Annotated in this window: 17 protein-coding genes and 1 pseudogene; 12 read left to right on the top strand and 6 right to left on the bottom strand. The window is 56.4% G+C overall.

The features are described 5' to 3' along the window. The first annotated feature begins 161 nt into the window (after positions 1–161). The gene (locus CJF39_RS14285; protein WP_094994002.1) at positions 162–1,715 is read left to right on the top strand and encodes a glycosyl hydrolase family 17 protein; all 1,554 of its coding nucleotides are present in this window, start codon (positions 162–164) and stop codon (positions 1,713–1,715) included. Positions 1,716–1,763: 48 nt separating this feature from the next. Here CJF39_RS14285 and CJF39_RS14290 read toward each other — a convergent pair whose 3' ends face one another. Continuing rightward, complete coding sequence (locus CJF39_RS14290; RefSeq protein WP_094994003.1) at positions 1,764–2,129, bottom strand: hypothetical protein; 366 nt, start codon at positions 2,127–2,129, stop codon at positions 1,764–1,766. A 229-nt stretch (positions 2,130–2,358) separates the two neighbouring features. Here CJF39_RS14290 and CJF39_RS14295 point away from each other — a divergent pair, with 229 nt between their 5' ends. Continuing rightward, the gene (locus CJF39_RS14295) at positions 2,359–3,657 is read left to right on the top strand and encodes a serine/threonine protein kinase (RefSeq protein WP_094994004.1); all 1,299 of its coding nucleotides are present in this window, start codon (positions 2,359–2,361) and stop codon (positions 3,655–3,657) included. Beyond that, positions 3,650–4,438 (top strand): MlaA family lipoprotein, encoded by a 789-nt coding sequence (locus CJF39_RS14300; protein WP_048375839.1) that lies wholly within the window; start codon positions 3,650–3,652, stop codon positions 4,436–4,438. The genes CJF39_RS14295 and CJF39_RS14300 overlap by 8 nt, the downstream gene beginning before the upstream one ends. A 112-nt stretch (positions 4,439–4,550) precedes the next feature. Here CJF39_RS14300 and CJF39_RS14305 read toward each other — a convergent pair whose 3' ends face one another. Then, entirely contained in the window at positions 4,551–5,618 is a 1,068-nt protein-coding gene (locus CJF39_RS14305; RefSeq protein WP_094994005.1) for an IS630 family transposase, read from the bottom strand. A gap of 235 nt (positions 5,619–5,853) precedes the next feature. Next, positions 5,854–6,486 (bottom strand): hypothetical protein, encoded by a 633-nt coding sequence (locus tag CJF39_RS22845; protein ID WP_141232191.1) that lies wholly within the window; start codon positions 6,484–6,486, stop codon positions 5,854–5,856. 295 nt (positions 6,487–6,781) lie between these two features. Between CJF39_RS22845 and CJF39_RS14310 the strand changes: the two are divergent. The 3 genes and pseudogenes from CJF39_RS14310 to tnpC form a co-directional block, all read left to right on the top strand. Further along, positions 6,782–7,279 (top strand): annotated as a pseudogene (locus CJF39_RS14310) (IS5 family transposase); the annotation flags it as partial. Positions 7,280–7,363: 84 nt separating this feature from the next. After that, complete coding sequence (gene tnpB / locus CJF39_RS14315) at positions 7,364–7,723, top strand: IS66 family insertion sequence element accessory protein TnpB (protein WP_249275366.1); 360 nt, start codon at positions 7,364–7,366, stop codon at positions 7,721–7,723. Positions 7,724–7,741: 18 nt separating this feature from the next. Next, a complete protein-coding gene (gene tnpC / locus CJF39_RS14320) occupies positions 7,742–9,274 on the top strand; it encodes an IS66 family transposase (RefSeq protein WP_094994006.1) in 1,533 nt (510 codons plus the stop codon). A gap of 242 nt (positions 9,275–9,516) precedes the next feature. Here the strand turns inward: tnpC and CJF39_RS14325 are convergent, their stop codons facing one another. The 3 genes from CJF39_RS14325 to CJF39_RS14335 all read right to left on the bottom strand — a co-directional run bounded on the left by CJF39_RS14325 (position 9,517) and on the right by CJF39_RS14335 (position 12,469). After that, entirely contained in the window at positions 9,517–10,233 is a 717-nt protein-coding gene (locus CJF39_RS14325) for a hypothetical protein (protein ID WP_094994007.1), read from the bottom strand. A 115-nt stretch (positions 10,234–10,348) separates the two neighbouring features. Then, the gene (locus tag CJF39_RS14330) at positions 10,349–11,509 is read right to left on the bottom strand and encodes a patatin-like phospholipase family protein (protein ID WP_094994008.1); all 1,161 of its coding nucleotides are present in this window, start codon (positions 11,507–11,509) and stop codon (positions 10,349–10,351) included. Positions 11,510–11,536: 27 nt separating this feature from the next. Then, the gene (locus CJF39_RS14335; protein ID WP_094994009.1) at positions 11,537–12,469 is read right to left on the bottom strand and encodes a lipid A biosynthesis lauroyl acyltransferase; all 933 of its coding nucleotides are present in this window, start codon (positions 12,467–12,469) and stop codon (positions 11,537–11,539) included. A 120-nt stretch (positions 12,470–12,589) separates the two neighbouring features. On the opposite strand from CJF39_RS14335, the gene minC reads away from it, so the two are divergent. The 6 genes from minC to CJF39_RS14365 all read left to right on the top strand — a co-directional run bounded on the left by minC (position 12,590) and on the right by CJF39_RS14365 (position 17,054). Then, positions 12,590–13,327, top strand: a complete 738-nt coding sequence (gene minC, locus CJF39_RS14340) for a septum site-determining protein MinC (protein ID WP_094994010.1) — start codon at positions 12,590–12,592, stop codon at positions 13,325–13,327. A 200-nt stretch (positions 13,328–13,527) separates the two neighbouring features. Continuing rightward, positions 13,528–14,340 (top strand): septum site-determining protein MinD, encoded by an 813-nt coding sequence (gene minD, locus CJF39_RS14345; protein ID WP_094994011.1) that lies wholly within the window; start codon positions 13,528–13,530, stop codon positions 14,338–14,340. 3 nt (positions 14,341–14,343) lie between these two features. Beyond that, complete coding sequence (gene minE, locus CJF39_RS14350) at positions 14,344–14,598, top strand: cell division topological specificity factor MinE (RefSeq protein ID WP_003175252.1); 255 nt, start codon at positions 14,344–14,346, stop codon at positions 14,596–14,598. Between the two features lie 90 nt (positions 14,599–14,688). Next, a complete protein-coding gene (locus tag CJF39_RS14355; protein WP_047274219.1) occupies positions 14,689–15,324 on the top strand; it encodes an RluA family pseudouridine synthase in 636 nt (211 codons plus the stop codon). 122 nt (positions 15,325–15,446) lie between these two features. Then, entirely contained in the window at positions 15,447–16,736 is a 1,290-nt protein-coding gene (locus tag CJF39_RS14360; RefSeq protein ID WP_094994012.1) for a M18 family aminopeptidase, read from the top strand. 135 nt (positions 16,737–16,871) lie between these two features. Next, positions 16,872–17,054, top strand: a complete 183-nt coding sequence (locus CJF39_RS14365) for a hypothetical protein (RefSeq protein ID WP_094994013.1) — start codon at positions 16,872–16,874, stop codon at positions 17,052–17,054. Positions 17,055–17,143: the final 89 nt, after the last annotated feature.

Here is a 17,143-nt window from a genome sequence, read left to right on the forward strand (position 1 = left end):
CGTTTTGAGCAAATAGCGCTGCGTGCCGTGCAAATTACGACTTGCCGCCGCCGCGCAGCAAGTTGATCGGAGCATCCTTAGACGTAACAAAATCATTCACACATGCTGGACAGCTCTAATTGCAGGTAAGATGCGCGGCTTTGCTCCCATACGGCCTGACCATGTCTGCGACTGCCCGCTTCCCCACCCTGCCCTACCTCTTCGCGTGCGTGCTGAGCCTGTTTGCCGTGGCCGGTTTCTGGTACGGCTTAGGCCAACCCGTGATCCTGCCCGATGCGGCCACGCCAACCCACAAGTTGCAGTGCGCCTCGTATACGCCGTTCGGTAAGGATCAATCACCCTTCGATCAACCGTTCGTGCCGCGCATTGAGCAAATGGATGCTGACCTGGCCCTGCTGGCCACGCGTTTTAATTGCGTACGCACCTACTCGCAGGCCGGTCTTGAAGCTTTGCCCGAGCTGGCTCGCAAACATGGGCTCAAAGTCATGATGGGGGCCTGGGTAAGCCGGGACCCGGTAGCCTCCGCCGAAGAAGTCAATGCGCTGATTGCATCGGCCAATGCCAACCCGGATATCGTCAGCTCGGTCATCGTGGGTAATGAGGCGCTGCTACGCAAAGAAATCACTGCCCCGCAGTTGGTCACGCTGATCGAGCAGGTGAAGAGCCAGATAAAACAACCCGTCACCTATGCGGACGTCTGGGAGTTCTGGCTGCAACACCCGGAAATCGCGCCCGCTGTCGACTTCCTGACCATTCACCTACTGCCCTATTGGGAAGATGACCCTGCCGGGATCGATCAGGCGGTTAACCATGTCGCACAAATTCGCCAAGCCTTCGGTAGCAAGTTTGCGCCCAAGGACATTGTGATCGGTGAAACCGGCTGGCCCAGCGAGGGTCGCCAGCGCGAAACAGCACTGCCAAGCCGGGTCAATGAAGCCCGTTTCATTCGTGGTTTTGTGACCCTTGCCGAGCAGAACGGCTGGAAATACAACCTGATTGAAGCCTTCGATCAACCCTGGAAACGCGGCAGTGAAGGTGCTGTCGGCGGTTACTGGGGCTTGTTCGATGCGGACCGTCAAGACAAAGGGATACTCGCAGGCCCTGTGACCAATCTGCCGCACTGGCCCGTCTGGCTAGGTCTCGGCGTCGCATTATTGATCGCTACCTTACTGATTGGCGGCCGGGTTCGCAGCAGCCGTGCTGCACTGCTGTTGCCTGCTTTGGGCGCACTGTCGGGGTGCACGATCATTGCCTGGGCTGAACTGGCGTCTGTCACCAGCCGCTTTGCCGGAGAATGGCTATGGGCCGGGATCCTGTTGGGACTCAATCTGATCGTCATGGCCCATACCGCGTTGGCATTAGGGCAAAAAGACGGATGGCGCGAGCGACTGTTCAATATGCTCGAACGCCGCGCTGGCTGGTGGTTGGCCGCTGCCGGGTTTGCCGGAGCCGTAATGATGCTCGGCCTGGTGTTTGAACCGCGCTATCGCAGCTTCCCGAGTGCTGCGCTGTTGCTGCCGGCACTGGTATACCTGCTGCGCCCGGTGCGCGGGCCGCGCCGGGAGTTCGGGTTACTGGCGTTTATTATCGGCGCGGGCATCCCCTTGCAGCTGTACCGCGAAGGCCTCAGCAACGAACAGGCGTGGGGTTGGGCGATGGTAAGCGTATTACTGGTGATGGCATTGTGGCGCAGCTTGAGACTGCACCACCGGTAATTGCTGCAACGCTGCGCGAGGCTGCATGGGATACAACCCTCGCGCGGTTTAAATCCGCTTGGCCCTCACCAGTCGCAACCCTGCAATCACCACCGCAAACACAGCGAGACTGGCGTTATACAACGCCAGTGCTGGCAGCCCAAAAGCCAATGCCAGCACCGCCAAAGCATTACCAAGAGGGCCACGCACAAAAAAGGCCACAACCGCAGTAGCAATCGCAGCCCAACCCAACACCCTGAAATGAATCAACAAGCCCAAATTCGCGCGCAACTGGCACTCCCAGCGGGTCGCCTCAGCCACGCAGGTGCCCACCCACTGCGGATCTTCCATCAAGCCATAGCGCAGGCCATAACCGGCAGCCAGCCACACGGGCACAGCAATGAGCAGCAATATCAACGGCAAACGAGGGCGCATAACAACTCCGATAGGCAAAAGCGGCGCTCAGCTTAATCACACTTGTCGGGTATGCAAGCCTTGCAATCAGATATCTGTTCACTAAAGTCAATCAACGTGTATCGTCTGGTAGCCAATTGCCGCCTGCGACACGTAGGGGGATTTATTTAGGGGTGCAAAAGGCACTTCGAAGGTAGCCCTGTGGTCATAGCCTGCGAATCTTCTCAGCACCTTCTCTAGGATAGTCTTCATGCTTCGTTCTCTGTCCCTCCTTGCCTTGCTCGGCGGCCTTGTATTGAGTGCGTCCGCACAGGCGGTCGATGTCGACCCCGCAACCTATGGCTACCCGATCACCAATCCGTTTGAAGCCACCATCGCCACCACGCCACCGGAGATGCGCCCGTATCTACCGAGCGAAGATGACATTCGACAATCGGATTACAGCCTGACCCTGCGCCCTGAGCGCGAGTTCACCCTGCCCGCCAACTTTTGGGCAGTCAAAAAACTCACCTACCGCATGGCCCGACAAGATCACCCGGCGCCCTTGATGTTCCTGATTGCCGGCACCGGCGCGCCCTACAACAGCAGCCTCAACGAATTTCTGAAAAAACTGTTTTACCAGGCCGGTTACCACGTGGTGCAGCTCTCATCGCCCACCAGCTATGACTTCATGAGCGCCGCCTCACGCTTTGCGACGCCCGGCATCAGCCAATACGATGCCGAAGACCTCTACCGCGTCATGCAAGCGGTGCGTGCGCAGCAGGCCGATGTCCCGGTGACCGACTACTACCTCAGCGGCTACAGCCTGGGCGCGCTGGACGCAGCCTTTGTCAGCCACCTGGATGAGACGCGCAAGAGCTTCAACTTTAAAAAAGTGCTGATGCTCAACCCGCCAGTCAACCTGTACACCTCCATCAGCAACCTCGACAAACTGGTACAGACCGAAGTCAAAGGGATCAACAACAGCACCACCTTCTATGAACTGGTGCTGAACAAATTGACCCGGTACTTCAAACAAAAAGGCTACGTCGACATCAACGCTGCACTGGTGTACGACATCCAGAACTCCAAGGAACGACTGACCAACGAACAAATGGCGATGTTGATCGGCACCATGTTCCGTTTCTCGTCAGCCGACATCGTGTTCACCTCCGACCTGATCAACCGTCGTGGGCTGATCACGCCGCCCAATTACCCGATCACCGAAGGCACCAGCCTCACGCCGTTCCTCAAGCGCTCACTGCAGTGCGACTTCGATTGCTACCTGACTGAGCAAGTCATCCCCATGTGGCGGGCCCGCACCGATGGCGGAACGTTGTTGCAATTGATCGATCAGGTGAGCCTGTACGCCCTGAAGGACTACCTGCAAAACAGCTCGAAAATTGCCGTCATGCACAACGCCGACGACATCATCCTCGGCCCTGGCGACCTTGGGTTTCTGCGTAAAACCTTTGGCAATCGGCTGACTGTCTACCCGTATGGCGGCCATTGCGGCAACCTCAACTACCGTGTCAACGCTGACGATATGCTGGAGTTCTTCCGTGGCTAAACATTTATTACTGGTTGCCGCCCTGCTCAGCGCTGGCGTTGCCCAAGCGGACAACAGCAAGGCCAACCTTGAACGAACCGCAGATGTCGATGGCTTCACCCAACCCTTGAAACTCCTCAAGTTCAATCCCGGGCTGGATCAACGCGAGTTTGAACGCGCCACCATGAACGCCCTGAGCGTTTATGACCCGCTGGAGTCGGTGAACCGCCGGATCTACCACTTCAACTACCGCTTCGATCAGTGGGTATTCCTGCCGGTGGTCAATGGCTACCGCTACGTGACGCCAAGCTTTGTGCGCACAGGCGTGAGTAACTTTTTCAACAACTTGGGCGACGTCCCCAACCTGTTTAACAGCCTGCTGCAACTCAAGGGGCAGCGCTCCCTGGAAACCACCGGGCGACTGTTGTTAAATACCACCTTAGGGGTCGGCGGCCTGTGGGACCCGGCCACGTCAATGGGCCTGCCGCGCGTCAGCGAAGACTTCGGTCAGACCTTGGGTTTCTATGGCGTTCCAGGTGGGGCTTACTTGATGCTTCCGATTCTTGGCCCGTCCAACCTGCGGGACACCACCGGGTTAGTGGTCGACTACGGCGTCAATCAGGAAATCAACTTCCTCAACGTGCCACACGAAAGCACGCGTCACCCGGAAATTTGGGTATTGGGCGCTGTCGACAAGCGCTACACCACCAGCTTCCGTTATGGACAGTTCGATTCGCCATTTGAGTACGACAAATTGCGTTATATCTACACCGAGGCACGCAAGTTACAGATTGCTGAATAAGAACCTACGTCGCACAGCAGTCTGAACACCCGCAGGGTCTTTAGCAAATGTTTGCGAGCGACGGTTAAGCAAGGTGAAACAGGCTAGTGTGCTGTCTCAGAAATAATATCCCTCATGCCTGCGACGCCATTGCCTCGCGGGCTTGTTGTATTTTGTTCAATATGTCTTCTCCTTTGGCGTTCCAAACGTAACGAGTGGGCTGCGCATTTCGCAGTGCCAGGAACGTGGTAATCGAACTCTCCAGCTCGCGAACAGTACTGAAGCTACCCTCGCGCAGGTACACCGTGATGTCGCGAAAGAAGCGCTCAACCATGTTCATCCACGAACTTGAGGTTGGCGTGAAATGCATGTGGAAGCGTTTGTGCTTCTCAAGCCAGGCCTTCACTGTCGGGTGTTTGTGCGTGGCGTAGTTGTCCACGATCAGGTGCAGTTGAAGATGTTTGGGCGTTTCTCGATTGATCTTCTTGAGAAATTCCAGCCACTCCTGATGCCGGTGTTGGCGCTCGATGCAACTGATCAAGTGCTCCTGAAGATAGTCCAGCGCAGTGAACAAGGTGACCGTGCCATGGCGAACATAATCGTGCGATTGAGTTCGGATATGACCGATGCCAAGAGGGAGTCCGGGCTGGGTGCGCTCAAGGGCCTGAACCTGGCTTTTCTCATCGCAGCAGAGCACTAACGCCTTGTCTGGCGGGTCGAGGTACAGCCCGATCACATCCCAAAATTTCTCTTCAAAGTGCGGATTATTGGAGAGTTTGAAGGTGCGCGTCAGATGCGGCTTGATGTCGTTGGCCGCCCAGATTCGCTGGACGCTGGCCGGCGAAATCCCCGCGACGCTAGCCATGCTTCGGCAACTCCAGCGAGGTTGCCCAATGCGCGGTTGAACCACCTGTTCAAGTACTCGACTCAGTGCCTCCGGTGGCAAGGATGAAGGACGCCCCCGTCCAGGTTTATCAATCAGGCCCTCTAATCGCAGCTCTTGAAACCGCTGGCACCAGCGGGTGACTGAGCGCAGTGAAAAGCCAATCAGACGGGCTATGTCTACCCGTGAGTGGCCTTGAGCCGCCAACAGAATTACCCGGGCACGACGGCCATCACGCTGACTGATAGTGGCAGACCTAATGCGGCGACTGAGCTCGCTGTGCTCTTCTGACGTGAGGGTAATGTTCTGCGAGTTCATCTGCTCGCCTCCGACCTGTTGTTGACGGGGAAAGCATAGCCAATTTTCGGAGACTTTATTTTAGAGACAGTACACTAGATTGAACAAGCTCACTGTGTGCTTAACAATCGGTTGATTTTCAATGTTCATGTGGGCTACTTCTCATGGGGTGGTGATTGCTCGCACAATCACCACACCCGCTAGCCCCATTTTTTCAAAGAGGGAAAGTCAGATCAAGTTGAGACTTTTACATGGGTTAATCGACTGCTCGAATATAGCCGCATTGATAAATCGTATCTTGGTTTTCATCACAGGCACTGCCGGAGCCGGTACATAAATGTGCGCGTCTTATTAATGCCTGCCCTGTCGGGCAAGCAAATAGATGCGCAGACTCTTTTTCTTTACGTTGAGTAGCTGGGTGCATTTTTTTAATTTCGCCATTTATTTTTACGACACTGCAACGGTATTTTGTATGCCCGTTTTCATCTCCACTACGTTCCATTCCGGTCATCACTTCGCCGTTTTTGCATGTGTAATCGTGTCCATCCTCTTTACCTTCATCTAGTTGTTCAGACCATTGCCCATTGGGATCAGTACTATTCTCATCGCTTGATGAAAGTTCGGCTGACTGTCCATATGAATAAAATGTTTGGCATCTTATATATGCTTTTTCATTCTCGTCTCCTCTGTGGGCTCTGGCGGTCATTGCCTCATGTAGCGGGCATTCATAGAGGTAGTCCTTCGTTAGCTCATATGACCAGCCATTCTCACCCGGAGTCAGTTCCACTGGCGCTGCAAACACATGCGTTGAGAAACTTGCCGCCATAGCGGCGACAATTAAAAAGGATGCGGTGGGAAATGCCGCTCTTGGAATAAATTGAGAAGCCATTTTCAATATCCTTGCATGACAGTGGGTAGGTTTCCGACAGGTATCGGTTTCACGACCTTACGTCGAAAACAAGCAATTAGGTACTAGTCGTTCTGATAGGTTTTTACTGTTTTTACCTTGTGTGCAAGAGGTATTACTTACATCTGACTGCCCGTTGATCAGCGTAGCCTCCTGCGTGTGTTGTGCGTCAATCGTAAGTGGTGAGTGAGCGTGTTGTAAGTGTTTTAAGGAAATTCTGAAAAAGACTTCCTGATTTGGCAAAATCACCGGACACCAATCGCCGAGCCTTTCGATGATGAAGCAAATGACCTTCGCCGATGCCGAGTACGCCGGTAAGCGCAAGCAGACCCGCAAGGAACTGTTCCTGATCGAGATGGATCGGGTCGTGCCCTGGAAGGGTTTGATTGCACTGATCGAACCACATTACCCGAAGGGCGAAGGGGGGCGTCCGGCTTATCCGTTGAGGGCCATGCTGCGGGTTCATCTACTGCAGAATTGGTTCGGTTACAGCGATCCGGCGATGGAAGAGGCGCTTTACGAGACGACGATCTTGCGCCAGTTCTCCGGTCTGAGCTTGGAGCGAATCCCGGACGAAACCACCATCCTCAACTTCCGTCGCCTACTGGAAAAACACGAGTTGGCCACTGGCATTCTCGGTGTAATCAATGGCTATCTGGGCGACCGTGGCTTGTCACTGCGACAAGGCACCATCGTCGATGCCACGCTGATTCATGCACCCAGTTCGACCAAGAATAAGGACGGTAAGCGCGACCCGGAAATGCACCAAACGAAGGTAAGCGCTCCATAAACCCCACATTCAAAGCGCTGATCCGATCCCGGATGCTGTGCTCCCGATTCCCTCAGGAGCCAGCTCGCCATGATGCGACCCGATGCCAAAGTCGAAAAAGTCTACCTCTACCCCAAGCCCGTGGACTTCCGAAAATCCATCGATGGCCTCGCCGCGCTGGTCGAACTGGACATCAAGGTCGCGGTGTTTGATCCGGTGCTTTTCGTGTTCCTCAACAAGTCGCGCAACCGGGTGAAGATTTTGTACTGGGAGCGCAACGGCTTCTGCCTTTGGCTCAAGCGCCTGGAGTCCGAACGATTCAAAACATCGCCGGACGCCACCGAAGAGGCTATCGTTCTGACCGTCCAGGAACTCAACTGGATGCTCGATGGCTTTGACCTCTGGCGCAACCGTCCTCATCAAGTTTTGACGCCGCGATTCGTAGCCTGATTCGGTATAATCCAGGGCATGAATTCCTTGCCTGAAAATCTTCCAGATGATCCCGTTCTGCTCAAGCAAATGCTTGGGAAGATGCTCGACGAACGTCAGTTGGATAAGGGCAAAGTTGTTCGCCTAGAAGAACAGAATGCGCTCTTGCTTCAGCGTCTGTTCGGACGTAAGTCCGAGCAAACAGCTGATGCGGCAACGCCGCAACTGGCCCTCTTCAATGAAGTAGAAAGCGTCGTCGAGCCTGTGGACGACGCCTCAGATGAAGAGGTCGTAGCCCCGACCAAGCGCCGCGGTAAACGCAAGCCGCTGCCCGCCGATCTGCCGCGTATCGAGATCATCCACGAACTTCCCGAACATGAACTGACGTGCGTCTGCGGCTGCCGCAAACACACGATTGGCGAAGAAGTCAGCGAGCAGCTTGAGATCGTGCCGATGCAGATCCGTGTGATCAGACACGTTCGCAAAGTTTACGGTTGCCGCGACTGCGAGATGGCGCCGGTCACTGCTGACAAGCCGGCTCAACTGATTGAAAAAAGCATGGCCAGCCCAAGTGTTCTGGCGATGTTGCTGACCACTAAGTACGTCGACGGACTACCGCTTCACCGCTTCGAAAAAGTCTTGAGCCGCCATGGCGTCGATATCCCACGCCAGACATTGGCACGCTGGGTTATCCAGTGCGGTGAACACTTCCAGCCGCTGCTGAATTTAATGCGTGATAGCCTGTTGGGTAGCCGTGTTGTCCACTGCGATGAAACGCGCGTGCAGGTGTTGAAAGAGCCTGACCGAGACCCAGGCAACCAGTCTTGGATGTGGGTGCAAACCGGCGGCCCGCCAGATAAACCAGTGATCCTTTTTGACTATTCCACCAGCCGTGCGCAGGAGGTACCGACGCGCCTGCTCGAAGGTTATCGCGGCTATCTGATGACCGATGATTACGCCGGTTACAACGCGCTGGGTGCGCAAGCCAGGGTCGAGCGTCTAGGGTGTTGGGCGCATGCTCGTCGCAAGTTCGTGGAAGCACAAAAAGTGCAGCCTAAAGGCAAGACAGGACGTGCCGACATCGCGCTGAACTTGATCAACAAACTGTATGGCGTAGAGCGTGATCTAAAGGATGCGTGTGACGACGATCGTAAAACCGGTCGTCATGATCGGAGTCTGCCAGTACTGGCTCAGTTAAAAAGCTGGATGGAAAAGACGCAGCCACAAGTTACGTCTCAGAACGCCTTGGGCAAGGCCATCGGCTATCTGGCAAGTAACTGGAACAAACTGGAGCGGTATGTCGAGGAAGGCTATCTGCCAATCGACAACAACGCTGCCGAGCGCGCGATCAGGCCCTTCGTCATCGGAGGAAAGAACTGGTTGTTTAGCGACACACCCAAAGGCGCGACCGCCAGTGCTCAACTTTACAGCTTGGTCGAGACTGCCAAAGCCAACGGCCAAGAGCCCTATGCGTGGCTGCGCCACGCATTAGAACGGCTACCACTGGCGGACTCGGTTGAAGATTACGAAGCGCTGTTGCCGTGGAACTGCTCGCCGGTATCGCCCAGCTAAGCGCTCTACCCATCTTGTAGTCGGTGGGGTTTATGGAGCGCTTACTTTTGATCGACTGCCGTTTTTGAAAGCGCCGATTACGACGTAGCTGAAAAACATGGGGCTATTTCAGACCATCCTTAGTTTGATCATTTCTGGTGAGCAGTTCCACGGTAGCAAGGCTTCATAATCCGAGAGAGGTAACACCCTCTCTCGGATTGTTTATACTTACTGCTTGAATGTTACCAGCCTTGTTACAGATATTAAGATGCGGAAGTGCTAACACTCCTTAAACGATTAAGTTCGTCATACGCCATAAGGCGTCCCGCCTCATCCTCTACCAAATTACCATTTTCATCATAAACCAACTCAACAATGGTCCGCTCACCGCCATCAACAGAATATGAAAAGCTGGTTAACTGTACCGGATCAAGCGACGTGAATTGATACACGGCATTGTGTGTGCCACCATCGGCATAAAGAGTGGTAACCTCTGTAATGTTATCCAGCTCGTCGAAAATGAATATTTGAGTATTGATGGGTTTGCCAAACGGGTCTATCGGTGGTTGGCTGCCCGTGCACTCATATACTTCCAGGCGACCACGCGCATCGTAAGAGTACCTTTCATCTCTAATGATTTGTGCCCCTTCACTCAAGACCCTTGAAGTCAAGTTATCAACTTCATCGTATTCTTGCTGCAGGGTTTGCTCTACACCACTAAGATCGAATGTTCGCAATATTTCACGCCCATACACGTCATACTCAAGAGCCACACTTACAGATTGTTTGCTTGATCCATCAACGGTATTAATATTTTTTATAAGCCCCAAACTATTGTATTCAAAATCCGAAACGATCTCCCCCAATGCAGTTCGAGACATACGCCCCGCGTCTTCAAGTTTATACGTATAGGTTTGTGTGTGGCCTAACACATCAGTATAAGAAAGCAACCGTGACTGCAAACTGTATTTATAGCTCATCTCCAAGGGGTCAGCACCAAAGTGAGAAACCGTCTCTGCTTTGACCTCCCCTGTGCTTAGGTACTCACGCAGGTTGTGCCGCCGGGCATCCGCTCCCGGTGCGCGTCAACACCCCCTACAGATTGTGGGCGTCAATGCCCAAAAAGCGCGAGAGTGCTTCGCGTTGGGCCAGCGCATCCTTGCGCCCCAGTTCGATCAACTCGGTGCAGTACCCCTTCTCGAACAACAAATAGCTGAGCACACCTGCGCCACTGGTTTTGGTCGCACCCGGCCCACGTAAAAACAGGCGCAGGGCGGCGGGCAGTTCATGGCGATGCCGCGCGGCAATTTCGTCGAGGGGCTGGCTGGGGGCAATCACCAGCACGTCCACCGGCGCCAGGCCCGGGCCGTGGGGTTGGTCGGGCAGTAAACGGCTGAAGTGGTTCAGGCGCTCCAGCAGTTCAATGTCGCTCTCAAGGCTGTCAATAAACGTACTGTTGAGCAGGTGGCCGCCGATTTGCGCCAGACTCGGTTGTCGGGCGTTTAAATGGCGCGCTTGTGCGCCTGCCGTGTCCGGCCCTCGCGGGTTGCCGCTGACACCGACCACCAACACCCGCGTAGCGCCCAGATGCAGGGCCGGGCTGATAGGCGCAGACTGACGCACGGCGCCATCACCGAAGTACTCTTCGCCGATGTTGACCGGAGCAAATAAAAGCGGGATGGCCGAGCTGGCCAGCAGGTGTTCGACCGTCAAGGCGGCTGGCCGCCCGATACGGCGATGGCGCAACCAACCGTCGATGGCGCGCTCACTTTGGTAAAAGGTCACGGCCTGGCCCGAGGTATAGCCAAAAGCAGTCAGTGCCACGGCGCGCAACTGCTGCGCCGCAATGGCCTGATCGATCCCCGAAAAGCTGATGTTGTCGTTGAGCAAATCGCGCAACGGCGAACTGTTGAGCAGCGCCACCGGAGCCTGAGGGCCAAGCCCCAACACACTGCGACTCACAAAACGGCTGGCCTGATGAATCACGCCCGGCCAGTCACTGCGCATCACCCGATGGCTTTCGAGCTGCCGCCAGAAGGCGGTCAATCGCTCGACGGCGAGGGTAAAGTTCAGTGCGCCGCTGGCCAGGCTGACTGCATTGATCGCCCCGGCCGAGGTGCCGACGATAACCGGGAACGGGTTGGGCGCGCCCGCGGGCAGTAACTGGGCAATGGCCGCCAGCACCCCCACCTGATACGCGGCACGCGCGCCGCCGCCCGAGAGAATCAGGCCGGTTACCGGCGGCACGCCGCTCACCGACGGGCGCCCTGCAGGCGGCGCGGGTCAGCGGCGCGCGTCGTACAACTTGGGCTCGCCCGGCGGGCGGGTCTTGAAACGGCGGTGAGCCCACAGGTATTGCTCGGGGCACTCACGAATGGCCCGTTCGACCCACTGATTGATGCGCAGGCAATCGGCCTCATCGCTTTCTCCGGGGAAATCCTTCAAAGGCGGATGAATCACCAATTTGTAACCACTGCCATCCGCCAGCCGTTGTTGAGTAAAGGGCACAACCTGCGCTTTGCCCAGCTTGGCAAACTTGCTGGTGGCGGTCACGGTTGCCGCCTGAATGCCAAACAAGGGCACGAAGATACTCTGCTTGGCGCCGTAGTCCTGATCCGGCGCGTACCAAATCGCACGGCCTGAACGCAGTAACTTGAGCATGCCGCGTACGTCATCACGCTCCACCGCAAGCGAATCCAGGTTGTGGCGCTCGCGGCCGCGTCGCTGAATGAAGTCGAACAGCGCATTCCCATGCTCGCGGTACATGCCATCGATGGTGTGTTTTTGCCCGAGCAAGGCGGCGCCGATCTCCAGCGTCGTGAAGTGGAAAGCCATGAGGATCACGCCCTTGCCTTCCAACTGCGCCTGCTTGAGATGCTCCAGCCCTTCTACATGGGCCAGCTTGGCCAGACGCGGCTTAGGCCACCACCAGCTCATGGCCATTTCAAAAAACGCGATACCGGTTGACGCAAAGTTTTGCTTGAGCAAGCGCTTGCGCTCAGCGGCGCACTTTTCGGGGAAGCACAATTCAAGGTTACGCGCGGCAATGCGCCGACGAGCACCGGCAACCCGGTACATCAGCGCACCCAACACACGCCCTAACCCCAACTGCACTTTATAAGGTAGCTGCACCACCAGCCAAAGCACGCCAAGGCCCAACCACAGCGGCCAAAAACGCGGGTGTAAAAAAGCAGCACGAAAACGCGGGCGATCCATTAATGATTCCGGACAGACACAAGGGCCGGGCATTCTACATCGTTCGACCCCGCTTGCGGCTCGCGGGCGTTCTCGTTATAAGTCTCAGCACTTTAAGTGACAAGCCGCAGTAAACCGACCATGAGCCAAACCGAATCGCTAGACCAAGCCCCTGTGTTCCAGCTTAAGGGCAGTATGCTCGCCATCACGGTGCTGGAACTGGCCAAAAACAACCTTGACGCCCTGGATCGCCAACTGGCTGCCAAAGTGGCACAAGCCCCGAATTTCTTCAGCAACACCCCGCTCGTTCTGGCATTAGACAAAATGCCCGCCGGCGAAGGCGCCATTGATTTGCCGGGCCTGATGCGCGTCTGCCGCCAACATGGCCTGCGCACCCTGGCCATTCGCGCCAGCCGCATTGAAGACATTGCCGCCGCGATTGCCATCGACCTGCCCGTGCTGCCGCCGTCCGGCGCACGTGAGCGACCGATTGAGCCGGTCGAAGCCGAGGTCAAGAAAAAGCCCGAAAAACCGCCTGAGCCGGTGGTCAAACCGACCCGCATCATCACCAGCCCCGTACGCGGTGGCCAGACGGTGTATGCCGAAGGTGGCGACCTGGTGGTCATGGCGGCGGTCAGCCCCGGTGCGGAACTTATGGCCGATGGCAACATCCATGTGTACGGGCCAATGCGCGGTCGTGCACTGGCCGGACATAAAGGCAATACCAAGGCGCGGATTTTCTGCCAGCAGTTGAGCGCCGAACTGGTGTCGATTGCCGGCAAGTACAAAGTGTCGGAAGACCTGCGCCGTGATCCATTGTGGGGTGCAGGGGTTCAAATCAGTCTGTCAAGTGACATGTTGAACATCACCCGTCTTTAACGGATACTCTCGCCATTTTCCAACCATCTCAAAAGCGTAGAGAAAACAGTTTAAACCTTGTAGGAAATCAACAATCAGCCAGCGCTTACTCAAGTAAACGCCGAGCTGCACGATCATCCGCCAGGACTGTTCACCTGCCGTCGTTAATAGAGATGTTATTCAGGGGCTAAAAAGTCCTTTTTCCTTAGGGGTGAAACACCTTGGCCAAGATTCTCGTGGTTACATCCGGCAAGGGTGGTGTGGGTAAGACCACCACCAGCGCCGCTATCGGTACCGGCCTCGCACTGCGCGGCCATAAAACAGTCATCGTCGACTTCGACGTTGGCCTGCGTAACCTGGACTTGATCATGGGCTGCGAGCGCCGCGTGGTGTATGACTTCGTGAACGTGGTCAACGGCGAAGCCAACCTGCAACAGGCACTGATCAAAGACAAGCGCCTGGAAAACCTGTACGTGCTGGCCGCCAGCCAGACCCGTGACAAGGACGCATTGACCAAGGAAGGCGTCGAAAAAGTTCTGATGGAACTCAAAGAAACCTTCGAATTCGTGGTGTGCGATTCCCCGGCCGGTATCGAGACCGGTGCGCACTTGGCCATGTACTTCGCAGACGAAGCGATTGTCGTGACCAACCCTGAAGTTTCCTCGGTACGTGACTCGGACCGCATGCTCGGCCTGCTGGCCAGCAAGTCCAAGCGTGCTGAAGAAGGCCAGGACCCGATCAAGGAGCACTTGTTGCTCACCCGTTACAACCCGGAGCGCGTCAGCAGCGGAGAAATGCTCGGCGTTGAAGACGTCAAGGAAATCCTCGCCGTGACCCTGCTGGGCGTGATTCCGGAATCCCAGGCTGTTTTGAAAGCTTCCAACCAAGGCGTGCCCGTCATTCTTGACGACCAGAGCGACGCTGGCCAGGCCTACAGCGATGCGGTTGATCGCTTGCTGGGCAAGACCGTGGAACATCGTTTCCTCGATGTTAAGAAGAAGGGATTCTTCGAGCGTATCTTTGGAGGCAACTAAACAATGAAATTTCTCGACTTCTTTCGCGCCAACAAAAAGCCAAGCACCGCGTCGGTCGCGAAAGAGCGTCTACAGATCATCGTGGCGCACGAACGCGGCCAACGGAGCACTCCGGATTACCTGCCCGCCTTGCAGAAAGAGCTGGTAGAAGTGATTCGTAAATACGTCAATATCGGCAACGATGACGTGCATGTCGCGCTGGAAAACGACGGCAGCTGCTCGATTCTGGAACTCAACATCACCCTGCCAGATCGTTAACCGATCCGGCCGACACCACGGCGACCTGGGCGCCTTCTTTGCGGAGAAGGTTCCCACGTCGCCGTTGGCGTTTCTCAAGAGGCTGTTTTAATGCCGTTGTCGAACATCCATATCATCCATGAGGACGCTGGCGTTCTTGTGGTCAACAAACCGACGTTGCTGCTGTCCGTGCCCGGCCGCGCAGAAGACAACAAGGATTGCCTGATTACCCGTCTGCAAGAAAACGGCTACCCCGAAGCGCGCATCGTGCATCGCCTAGATTGGGAAACGTCCGGGATCATTTTGCTGGCGCGGGATGCTGACACCCACCGCGAATTGTCTCGCCAGTTTCATGACCGTGAAACCGAAAAAGCCTACACCGCATTGGCCTGGGGCCAACCGGCGCTCGACAGCGGCACCATTGATCTGCCGCTGCGCTACGACCCGCCGACCAAACCCCGGCACGTGGTGGATCACGAGTTTGGCAAAAATGCCCTGACGTTCTGGAAAGTCCTGGAGCGCTGTGGAGATTACTGCCGCGTGGAACTGACGCCAATCACCGGCCGCTCGCATCAACTGCGGGTACACATGCTGTCCATCGGCCACCCGCTGCTGGGCGACGGCCTGTACGCCCATGAACAGGCGCTGGCGGCATACCCACGCCTGTGCCTGCACGCCAGCATGCTGAGCTTCACTCACCCGCAAACCGGTGAGCGCTTGCGCTTCGAGTGCCCGGCACCGTTCTGACTCCCGCCCCTGCGTGGTCGCTGCCAGGCAACACAGGCGGCGGCTGCGGGATTGAGGTTCAATCGGGGTCAATTTTTGTGACCAATGCGCTAAACTCGCGGCCTTGCTGTCTGGAGTAACTTATGCGCGAAGAGTTGAACCAAGGCCTGATCGACTTTCTCAAGGCCTCCCCTACCCCCTTTCATGCCACCGCCAGTATGGTTCTGCGTCTGGAGGCCGCCGGTTATCAGCGCCTCGACGAACGCGAAACCTGGTTCACTGAAGCCAACGGGCGCTATTACGTCACTCGCAACGACTCCTCCATCGTGGCTTTCAAGCTGGGCCGTCACTCGCCCTTGCACGGTGGCATTCGCATGGTCGGCGCGCACACAGACAGCCCCTGCCTGCGGGTCAAGCCTCAACCCGAACTGCAGCGCCAAGGCTTTTGGCAACTGGGCGTCGAAGTGTACGGCGGTGCCTTGCTGGCGCCTTGGTTCGACCGCGACCTGTCGCTGGCCGGGCGCGTCACTTTCCGCCGCGACGGTAAAGTCGAAAGCCAGTTGATCGATTTCAGGGCGCCCATTGCGACCATTCCGAACTTGGCGATCCACCTCAATCGCGCCGCCAACGAAGGCTGGGCGATTAACCCGCAGACCGAATTACCGCCGATTCTGGCCCAGGTCGCGGGCGATGAACGTGTGGACTTCCGCGCCTTGCTGACCGACCAACTGGCCCGCGAGCACGGCCTTAACGCTGACGTGGTGCTCGATTACGAGTTGAGCTTCTACGACACCCAGAGTGCCGCAGTGATCGGTCTCAATGGCGATTTCATCGCCGGCGCCCGTCTCGACAACCTGCTGTCGTGCTATGCCGGGCTGCAAGCGCTGCTCAATACCGAGACCGAAGAAACATGCTTGTTCGTGGCCAATGACCACGAAGAGGTCGGCTCTTGTTCGGCCTGCGGCGCCGATGGCCCGATGCTGGAGCAGATCCTGCAACGCCTGCTGCCCGAAGGGGATGAGCTCGTCCGTACCCTCCAGAAATCCCTGCTGGTGTCTGCAGACAACGCTCATGGCGTTCACCCCAACTACGCCGACAAACACGACGCCAACCACGGTCCGAAACTCAATGCCGGGCCGGTGATCAAGGTCAACAGCAATCAGCGTTACGCCACCAACAGCGAAACGGCCGGTTTCTTCCGCCACCTGTGCATGGCCGAAGAAGTACCGGTGCAAAGTTTTGTGGTACGCAGTGACATGGGTTGCGGCTCCACCATCGGCCCGATCACGGCCAGCCACTTGGGTGTACGCACCGTGGATATCGGCCTGCCTACCTTCGCCATGCATTCCATTCGCGAACTGGCCGGCAGCCATGACCTGGCGCATTTGGTCAAAGTGCTGAGCGCGTTCTACGCCAGCCAGCAACTCCCCTGAAGCCGAGCGGAGCGGGCCTGCCCCGCTCCGTTAGCTGAAATGTGCGGGCGTACGGCTCAATTTTGATACACGTCACCGCACACTTTCACAATCGGGCCTAGACTGGAGCCCATTCATTCCTTCAGGTCCATAACAATGATCGAGATGTCTGCGTTCCACTCCATGATGATTCCCATTGTGTGCGGCATGTTGCTGCTGACTTTCGGTTTCACCCTTCGTGAGCGAACCAGCGGCATCGGCGTCCTGATGATCTGGTGCGGCATGCTGCTGATTTTCGGCACCATCGTGTTCAAGATTCTGGCCAAGCTGAATTCCTGAACGCCTGAGCTTTTTTCGCAAAATCCAGCGATGATTGATTTCATGTGTGACAAGAAATGAATCATCGCTGCCCCTAGCGTACACTCGGT

Source organism: Pseudomonas lundensis (genome assembly GCF_002269125.1).
GTDB lineage: Bacteria > Pseudomonadota > Gammaproteobacteria > Pseudomonadales > Pseudomonadaceae > Aquipseudomonas > Aquipseudomonas lundensis_A.